Raw genomic sequence first — 4,022 nt, 5'->3', positions numbered from 1 at the left:
CTGCTTCATCTGGGAAAACAGTCCGATTAAACTCATCAAAAATCTCTCGTAACCCCTGTTCGCCAAAAAGCTGAATTCCCTGATTGGCAGCATCCAAAATCGATAGCGGCGGTTGGAAAAGGTCAGCCATCTCAAGCTTGCCTTTGGCGATCGCCCGATTTTTCAACGTTGAAAGGTAGATAGACTGCTCTGGCGTAAAGGCACCTGACACCAACCAGGCACGGAAATTCTCCTCTAAAACCTGATCTCTGGTTTTGACTTGGGCAGTACCTAGAGCAACTTTAATGAAATCCACAAGGCTCTTGGTAAGGTCGCGATCGCGATAGGCTTTTCGGAGGTTCTCTTGATTAAAGTAAAGCTGATGGCTGTTGAGGTGGCGAGTCAGTTCTTCCTCCTCCTCTTCAGTTAGCAATTCGTTGTTCTGAATTTTCTGCAAGATGGGATCAATCCCAAGCTGAGAGCGAATCGTTGTCTCCCAATGCTTCACATAGTCCCGTTTATCAACCCGCTCTCCCTCTGGTCCAACCTCAATATATTGGACTGCCTCCTGCCACTGGTCGATGATCCCTAACTCAATCAAGTCTGTTCTGGGGCGATCGCCTTTGGTCTGGCTACTACCACCCGCCCCTCGACCAGTTCCCGGACCCGAAAATATTTCTGCATCACTATCGTTGAAATATTCGTGGTTGTGGAAGAAATCATAAATAACAAATCGCTGCTTCCCAATTTTGGGGGCTGTTCTAGTGCCCCGTCCCCGAATCTGCTGATATAGAATTGGGCTACGAATCGGACGACACATTACCAGATGCAAAACTTCGCGACAGTTAAACCCTGTATTGAGCATGTCAACACTAACTGCCACTTGGGGGTAAGGCTCATACTTAAATTGTCGAATCAGTTCATCCGCGTTCGAGACATCGCTCGTAATTACTGCCGCATAGTTCCCTTTGTGCTCTGGGTGCAACTCATTCAGGTACCGGGCAAGCCGACTAGCATGATGCTTAGTGAGCGCGAAGACGATTGCTTTCCCTGGTCCTACTAGCTGCTTGGGAGCAGAATCTAGATAGTTTTCCCAAGCCAGCCGATCGAACTCCTGCATCATCTTGCGGTTTGTGTCCTCATTCGTCCACTTCCGCTCAAAGCCAGACGGGTCATATTCAACGTCGTCTACCTCAGCCCCCTCCGCAATTAACTCCGTAATGCCCGTAGCAAAGCGGTAAGGCACTAAATATTCATTCTTAAATGCATCCTGAATGGGGTAAGCAAAATCTGGCTGATCCCCAACGCACTTATAAAACTCAAAGGTATTGCGCTCAATGTAAGCTGCTGGGGTCGCTGTCAACCCGATATGGAAAGCATCAAAGTGAGTTAGTGCTTTTTGCCACGCCCCATAGATTGAACGATGGCACTCATCCGCTACAACCACATCAAAGTAGCCACTAGTGAACTCCTTGTAACGGCTGATCATGGTTTGTAGTAGACAAACCGTTATTTGCTTCTCCTGACGCACAACCCCTGGCTTGAGCCAATAGCTCCCATATTCCCCTAAGAGATCCTGTAAAGCTCCTATTGCCTGTTTCGCAAGCTGTTCGCGGTCTGTCAGAAACAAAATTTTCTCTGCATTCCCTGACTGAATTAGACGTTTAAGCTGCAAACAAATCAGGTCAGTCTTACCTGTACCTGTAGCAAGCTCCACCAAAAATCGCCGCTTGCTAAGCTCTAGCGCCTGATCCATCGCCCGCATCGCTGCCTTCTGATACGGACGCACTTCATGATTTTCCCCCTGACAGAGGTAGTAATCCGGGATCTCAATAGTCGCCAAGGGCTGGCGAGTTGCACGCATTTCTACCAGACGCTCTAAATCTCTCTGAGAGAAGAAAGAGTTGACAATCCGGGCATCGTCATTCTGATAGTCCCAGAAGTAGATGAGTTCACCATTCGTTAAGAAAATGAAGGGAGCGGCGATCGCTTGGGCGTAGGGAAGCGCCTGTTGCTTTGCCTGGTAAGGCTCAAATGCTTGCCTCTTCGCTTCAATTACCGCTAGTGGATGCCCCCGCTGACTAAGCAATACATAATCTGCACGCCCCTTTTTCCCGAAGGCTTTGCCACTCCCATAGTTGCTACCAGCGTCAGCAACGCGAAAGGCTTCCATATCTGAGATAGAAACTTCTGTCTGTACCTGAAGCTTATCCGCCGGATTCCAACCTGCAGCGCGCAGCAGGTCATCAATTACACTCCTTGCATCTGCTTCACTGTAGTTAGCCATATCTTTGCTTCTATCTCCCGATAGCAATGCCTAACAACGCTTGACCTGCGAGCTAGAGTTCCCGGCAGTTACCCCTATCATTACTTTCCTAGACTAACCAAATATTCCTAAAATTCCTAAGAAAAACTGGCATTTTAAGATGAAGCTCAGATTTGCGTATAACACCTGATAGACAAAGACTTTCTCTATGTCCTTTGATGAAGACTTAGATGCTCTCTTTCACTTGTAGGAACGCTCATGCCCAAGAAGCAAGCCTCCTCCGAAATGTCAAAGTACTTCAGCGACAGTGCCTTTCGTCGGCTCATGCTGCTAATTGACACCCTGCTTCAATATCCTGGGGTGGGCTATTTGGACAAGCTGGATAATACTACTGAGCATCACAACGCTCTAGAGGAAGTTAGGAAGTACGTCCTTCAGGTTGCTGAACAACGTGGTGTATCTATCCAGTGCTCAGTCCACACGCTCCATAAAGATTTAGCCTTTCTACGCTCTCTAGGCATTCTAGGAGATCAAATGTACCGCTGGGGCTATTACTTGGGCACAGGAGCCATGAGTGAGATGGAACTTACTATCGCACTCAATGCCCTCAGTTCTCAATCTCAATACCAGCGAGATCCGCTTGTTCAGGAGATTTACAATAAGCTCTCTAAGAGGCTTAAAGGTCTTGCCTCGAAAGAACAACTTTTCTATCCTGTTCGTGCCCAACTGAATCGCTCCATTGTGGAAACCAACCCAGTTGAAAGAGCCGCTCGAATGCGTGGGCAACGAAACTTATTTGACTGCCTAGAAACGGTTGAAGTAGCCATTCTCAAAGGTCAAAAAATTGAACTAGGTAGAAAGCTTAACCCCATGCTGCGCAGGGAATACGGCACTTTTCAAGTATGGCCTCTGCAAATCCTTCACTATGATATTGCCTGGTATCTTATCTATCAGTATTGTGGGGATGGTCATTTAGCAATTTCCAGAATCGATCGACTAGAGGACAAATGCGATGTCTTAGACTGTGAAGGACGAGGGCTTAGCGCCCAGAAATGTAACTTGAAATTGGCTCATGAACTCTTAGAAAACGGTTGGGGTCTTTTCCTCGGTAATCCAGAAGACCAAAAGCAGGAGTTACTGGGGCAACTGGAGTTAGTTGACATTAGGGTTCGATTCTTCCCACGAGTGATGGGGTTCGTTGCAGAAGGGGAACTGCGTCACCCTACTCAAAAACTTGAACCTGGACCTAAAGATCCTGCTACCAACAAACCAGCGTATATTGATTACCTAATAAAGCTTCCGCTCCGCTCGATCAGAGAGTTTAACTACTGGATCTATCGTTTCACGGGTAATGTTCAGGTACTTACACCAGACTGGCTTGTACAGGAGCATCACGAGGTAGCTAGACAGCAATATGAACGCTACTCCCAACAAATTCCTAGGCAATAGACAACTAATAATTCTTGGCGTAATACCCACTATTGGCTTATTTAGATAGCTACAGGATATGTACAAAGATTTGCAAGATAGCTCTCAAACTATTGCTACATAGCACTTTTGATAGCCGGCTAAGAAGGCTTAATTATTTGCGCTACCCTGCAACTATTCAACGAAAGAATGGAGGTTTCAGACTCTTAAAGGGCTAGTAAAGGCTAGGGCTTGCTCTTGTATGGCAATCGCTCGCCGAACTATTGTCAAATCTGGTGTACGAGGAAGAATTAAGCAGCGTCCTGACAGAGTTCTGAATTCACTAATTGATCCACTCGAATGCCATCTT

Annotated in this window: 2 protein-coding genes; one reads left to right on the top strand and one right to left on the bottom strand. The window is 46.9% G+C overall.

Going from position 1 to position 4,022, the window contains the following annotated elements; translation table 11 throughout:
* On the bottom strand, positions 1 to 2,266 hold a 2,266-nt coding region (locus H6F80_RS28530; RefSeq protein ID WP_190794896.1), incomplete at its 3' end, for a type I restriction endonuclease subunit R.
* 237 nt (positions 2,267 to 2,503) lie between these two features.
* On the opposite strand from H6F80_RS28530, the gene H6F80_RS28525 reads away from it, so the two are divergent.
* The gene (locus H6F80_RS28525; protein ID WP_199296879.1) at positions 2,504 to 3,694 is read left to right on the top strand and encodes a helix-turn-helix transcriptional regulator; all 1,191 of its coding nucleotides are present in this window, start codon (positions 2,504 to 2,506) and stop codon (positions 3,692 to 3,694) included.
* Positions 3,695 to 4,022 lie beyond the last annotated feature (328 nt).

Source organism: Leptolyngbya sp. FACHB-711 (assembly GCF_014695615.1).
Taxonomy (GTDB): domain Bacteria; phylum Cyanobacteriota; class Cyanobacteriia; order Elainellales; family Elainellaceae; genus Leptolyngbya_A.
Note: the sequence above shows the minus strand (reverse complement) of the source record. Positions and strands in the feature narration are given on the sequence as shown.